The sequence below is a fragment of the Polaromonas sp. P1_E1_2 genome (assembly GCF_056406035.1).
The window spans coordinates 1-4,689 of record NZ_JBFUAZ010000409.1; the positions used below are offsets into that span (position 1 = coordinate 1).

The window sequence follows — 4,689 nt, forward strand, 5'->3', positions numbered from 1 at the left end:
ACATCAACCCGGTCGGTGTGGGCGCCATGGCGCTGGCTTCGCTGTTGTCGGTTACAGCGCATCTGGGGCTTTACGGCGAAACGGCGCGGGCTTTTTCCGCGGTGATCGCCATGGGCACCGCATTTGTGGCCGCGCCCCTGATCGCCTGGGCGACCCGGGGCCGTTACTACATTGCGCGCAGCTCCGGAGCGACTTCTTCCGACGGTTCCTACAAGCGCTATGCAACGCAGCAGTGTGTGATTTGTGAACGCGCCTACGAAGGCCCGGACATGGCACACTGCCCCGCCTACCAGGGGCCCATCTGCTCGCTGTGCTGCACGCTGGACGCGCGCTGCGGCGACCTGTGCAAGCCGCACGCCAGCCTGTCGGCGCAGTGGTCCGGTGCGCTGCGCTGGCTGCTGCCGCGCCGCATCTGGCCTTACCTGGATACGGGCCTGGGCCATTTCCTGCTGCTCATGCTCATCATCGTGCCGCTGCTGGCCAGCGTGTTCGGCCTGCTTTACCACCAGGAAATCAGCGCGCTGGCGGACATCGAACCCTCTGAGCCGGCTTTGCGTTCAGGTTTCATGAAGGCGTACATGGCCTTGCTGGTCATTGCCGGCCTTGTTGCCTGGTGGCTGGTGCTGGCGCACAAAAGCCGCCAGGTGGCCCAGGAAGAATCGAACCGCCAGACCCATTTGCTGATGCGCGAGATCGAGTCGCACCGGCAAACAGACGAAGCGCTGCAACAGGCCAAGCTGGTGGCCGAAGAGGCTCGCCGCCATGCCGACCAGGCCAACCAGGCGAAAAGCCGCTATATCAGCGCCATCAGCCACGAATTGCGCACGCCGCTCAACAGCATCCTGGGTTACGCGCAGCTGATGGGTGAAGACAACGCCATACCGCCGCACCGCAAACAGGCGGTCAGCGTCATCAAGCGCGGGGGCGAACACCTGCTCTCGCTGATCGAGGGAACGCTCGATATTGCCCGCATCGAGGCGGGCAAGCTCACGCTGAATGTCAAGCCCATGCATTTCGCCGACTGTGTGCACGAGATGGCCGGCATGTTCGAGCTGCAGGCCGCCGCCAAGGGTCTCGGGTTCCGCTTTGAGACCAGCGGTCATCTGCCGGAGCTGGTGCGGGCCGATGAGAAACGCGTTCGGCAGATTCTCATCAATTTGCTGGGCAACGCCATCAAGTTCACTGCGCAGGGCCAGGTAATTTTCAGATTGCGCCATGCGCGCGAGATGGCCTACATCGACATTGAAGATACCGGCCCGGGCATGGGTGGGGCGGAGTTGTCCCGGATTTTTGAGCCTTTTGCGCGGGGAGCTACAGCCGGCCAAAGCGCGGAAGGCACACCGGGCGCCGGTTTGGGTTTGACGATTGCCAAGATGCTGACCGACCTGATGGGTGGCGAGATGACGGTGGTCAGCACCCCGGGCGAAGGCTCGATTTTCCGTATCCGGCTGTTTTTGCCCGAAGTGCACGTGGCTGCAGGAGCCGTCAAGGATGCCGCCACCAAACCAGCCAGGCGCCAGCCGCGCGGCTATGACGGGGTTCGCCGCAAGCTGCTGGTGGTCGACAACGAAGAGCCTGACCGTGAACTGCTGGTACAACTGCTTGAGCCCATGGGATTTGAATTGCGTACCGCCGCCAGCGGTCACGATTGCATGGACCTGCTGGCCAGCGGGTACCGGCCCGACGTGATCTTCATGGACCTGGCCATGCCGGGGATCGATGGCTGGGAAACCCTGCGCCGTGTGCGTGCGTCAGGGCACGAGGACATTCATCTCGCCATTGTTTCCGCCAACGCATTCGACAAGGGCGCCGAGAACGATGCCGGCATCCTTCCCGAGGACTTCATCCTCAAACCGGTGCGCCATACCGAACTGATCGACTGGCTTGAACGGCGGCTGGCCATCAAGTGGCGCTATGACCTTGCTGCGGATGACGGCGACTYTGTTGTCCAGGCCGTGCCACCGCGTGTACTGCCCGATGCGTCCCAACTCGCGGCCCTGCTCGAGGTCGTCAATCTCGGGTTTTACCGGGGCATCATGAACAACCTGGCAGAGATTGAAAGGCAGCGGCCGGAGGCCGCGGCCTTTGTGGACGAAATGCGCGTGCTGGCGCGGCAATTTCAGTTTGAAGCCATGGGCCGCCAGCTAGCCAACAAGGAGACGGGCCATGAGCAGCGTGCTTGACGACGGACCAACGCTGGATCGAAAGCTGGACCGCACACTGGACCGGGCCAACAGCGATATCGTGCTGATTGTGGACGACGTGCCCGACAACCTGTCGGTCCTGCACGATGCGCTCGATGAATCGGGCTATACCGTCCTTGTGGCCACCAGTGGCGAGGCTGCGCTGCAGCGTGCGTTGCAGGCTTTGCCCGACATCGTTTTGCTAGACGCCATGATGCCCGGGATGGATGGCTTTGAGGTTGCCAAGCGCCTGAAGGCCATGGCTGAAACGGCGCACATCCCCATTATTTTCATGACCGGTCTCACGGAAACCGAGTACCTCGTGGCGGCCCTGGAAGCCGGAGGGGTGGACTACGTTACCAAACCGATCAAGCCCAAGGAAGTGATGGCACGCATGGGCGTGCATTTGCAGGGCGCCCGCCGTGCCAGGCAGGAAGCGCGGCAGGCAGGGCAAGCACGCAACGCGCTGGACGCTTTCGGCTACGCCAGCATCACGGTGCGCATGGGCGGCGAGGCCGACGGGAAATTGATCTGGCAAACGCCGCTGGCGCGCGACCTGCTCATGCGCTACTACGGCACGTCCGCGCCGCAAACGCCCGCACCTGTACTCAACTGGCTGCGCCGCCACATGGCGGAGGCAGAGCGCCAGGTTGAGCCGCCGCGCCTGGCGGTGGAGCTTGGTCCGCGGCGCCTGACCTTCCGGCTGCACCAGCAGACCGGCGACGGCGACCGCGGCGGTGACTGGCTGATCGTCATGCGCGAAATTTCCGACGACGCCGTGGTGGAAGCCATGAGCCTGAGCTTCAAGCTCACCGCCCGAGAAGCTGAAGTGCTGTATTGGGTGGTCAAGGGAAAAACCAATCGCGACATTGGAGACATCCTGGGTTCCAGCCCAGCCACGGTCAAAAAGCACCTGGAACGGGTGTATGCCAAGCTGGGCGTCGAAACCCGCACCGCCGCCGCAGGTATGGCCATGAACCGGATCCGGCAACTGCACCCGCAGTTTGAGGGGTGAATATGGCCCCCACGGTCGCTCACTGCGTGTAGCTTCCTGCCCCCCGAGGGGGCCGCTGCGCCTGCGGCCCGGCAAAGCCGGTTCCGCGGCCCCTGCTTGCAAGAAGAAGGGCTGCCTGGCGCTGTATGAGGGGCAAAGATGGAGCCCCCACGCTTGTCGCTTCGCGTACTGCGCTGCCCCCCCGAGGGGGCGCTGCGCCTGCGGCCCGGCAAAGCCGGTTCCGCGGCCCTGCTTGCTAAGAAAGAGCGGTTTGTGATGGCCGTATCAGGTAAAAAGCGTGATTTCCGCTGGGCGGTTACAATAAGAGCTTCGGTAAAGCATCAGCTTTTTTCATCGAGGCCTTTTCCCAACAGGTTTCCTTCTCAATTGCGGCGCTTCCCAGAGCCCGAATCCACAGTGTTTTCAGTGCCCATACAGCCCTGAACCCTCTCAACACTGTTCCGTTTTTCCGGCGAGCACTATTCCCGACAGTGCCACGCATGGCTCAACCAGCCCAGCCCCTGACAAGGGCCAGGTGGGTGGACACCGAACACCCGCCGGCTTGCTCGCAAGCCGATTACTCCTTATTTATCAAGCCGGGACACATACCCGGCACGGACTTTTTATGAACGTAGATCACACCAAAATCGCGGTGGGCAAGTACCTTGTCTCACCACTGGCCAAGCAGCAAGGCGAACGCTACGCTGCATCGGTCTCCATCCGCTCAGGCAGCGGCAGCGCCACGCATGACCGTGTKRCCTGATTCGCGCTTTCGCGTCACGCTCGACAACGGCCATAAACTGGTGGCCTATACCTCCGGCAAGATGCGGAAAAACCATATTCGTATCCTTGCCGGCGACCAGGTGTCGCTGGAGCTCTCGCCCTACGACCTGAGCAAGGGCCGCATCACCTTCCGCCATATCGCTGGCCGCGGCCCCGGCCCGGCACCGCGCCAGGCTCGCTAAACCGGCGGCTCGTCGCGCCCCAAAAAAGCACAAAGCCCGGCAGGCGGAGAATCCTCCGTTTGCCGGGCTTTGTCGTTTTTCCCTGAACTGTGAACAGGCCCTAGCGCCGGCCGGTCGCCATGTGCTCGGTCTTCTTGTTGATCAGCACTTCGGGCTCCTGGGCCTCGACCCAGCTCTCGTTGTTGAGTCCGGCCTTTAGCCGATCCGTGTCCAGATCATTCGTCCATTTGGCGACCACTATCGTGGCCACGCCATTGCCGATCAGGTTGGTCAGCGCCCGCGCTTCCGACATAAAGCGGTCAATCCCCAGAATCAGCGCCAGCCCGGCCACAGGCACGGTACCCACCGCCGACAGCGTGGCGGCCAGTACAATGAATCCGCTGCCGGTGATGCCTGCCGCGCCTTTCGAAGTCAGCAACAGCACCGCCAGCAGCGTGAGTTCCTGCGTGAGGGTCATGGGCGTGTTGGTGGCCTGCGCGATGAACACCGCCGCCATCGTGAGATAGATCGAGGTGCCGTCCAGGTTGAACGAATAACCGGTCGGGAT

5 protein-coding genes are annotated in these 4,689 nt (G+C 62.7%); 4 read left to right on the forward strand and 1 reads right to left on the reverse strand.

Annotation, left to right across the window (positions count from 1 at the left end):
- From AC1D1P_RS16795 to infA, 4 genes are all read left to right on the forward strand, one after another.
- Positions 1-2,183 (forward strand): ATP-binding response regulator (locus AC1D1P_RS16795; RefSeq protein ID WP_477673752.1); only part of this gene is annotated, 2,183 nt, incomplete at its 5' end.
- Positions 2,167-3,198 carry a response regulator gene (locus AC1D1P_RS16800; protein ID WP_477673753.1) on the forward strand — a complete coding sequence of 344 codons (1,032 nt, stop codon included), beginning with the start codon at positions 2,167-2,169 and terminating at the stop codon, positions 3,196-3,198. The genes AC1D1P_RS16795 and AC1D1P_RS16800, both read left to right, overlap by 17 nt.
- A 604-nt stretch (positions 3,199-3,802) precedes the next feature.
- Positions 3,803-3,940 (forward strand): hypothetical protein, encoded by a 138-nt coding sequence (locus tag AC1D1P_RS16805; RefSeq protein ID WP_477673756.1) that lies wholly within the window; start codon positions 3,803-3,805, stop codon positions 3,938-3,940.
- On the forward strand, positions 3,924-4,142 hold the full coding sequence (gene infA, locus AC1D1P_RS16810) for a translation initiation factor IF-1 (RefSeq protein ID WP_477673754.1): 219 nt from the start codon (positions 3,924-3,926) through the stop codon (positions 4,140-4,142). The genes AC1D1P_RS16805 and infA overlap by 17 nt, the downstream gene beginning before the upstream one ends.
- Positions 4,143-4,242: 100 nt before the next feature.
- Here infA and AC1D1P_RS16815 read toward each other — a convergent pair.
- The coding region (locus AC1D1P_RS16815; protein WP_477673755.1) for a cation:dicarboxylate symporter family transporter at positions 4,243-4,689 on the reverse strand (447 nt) is incomplete at its 5' end.

Coding starts and splice junctions, on each gene's coding strand:
- AC1D1P_RS16800 (WP_477673753.1), top strand. CDS start 2,167: ATGAGCAGCGTGCTTGACGACGGACCAACGCTGGATCGAAAGCTGGAC.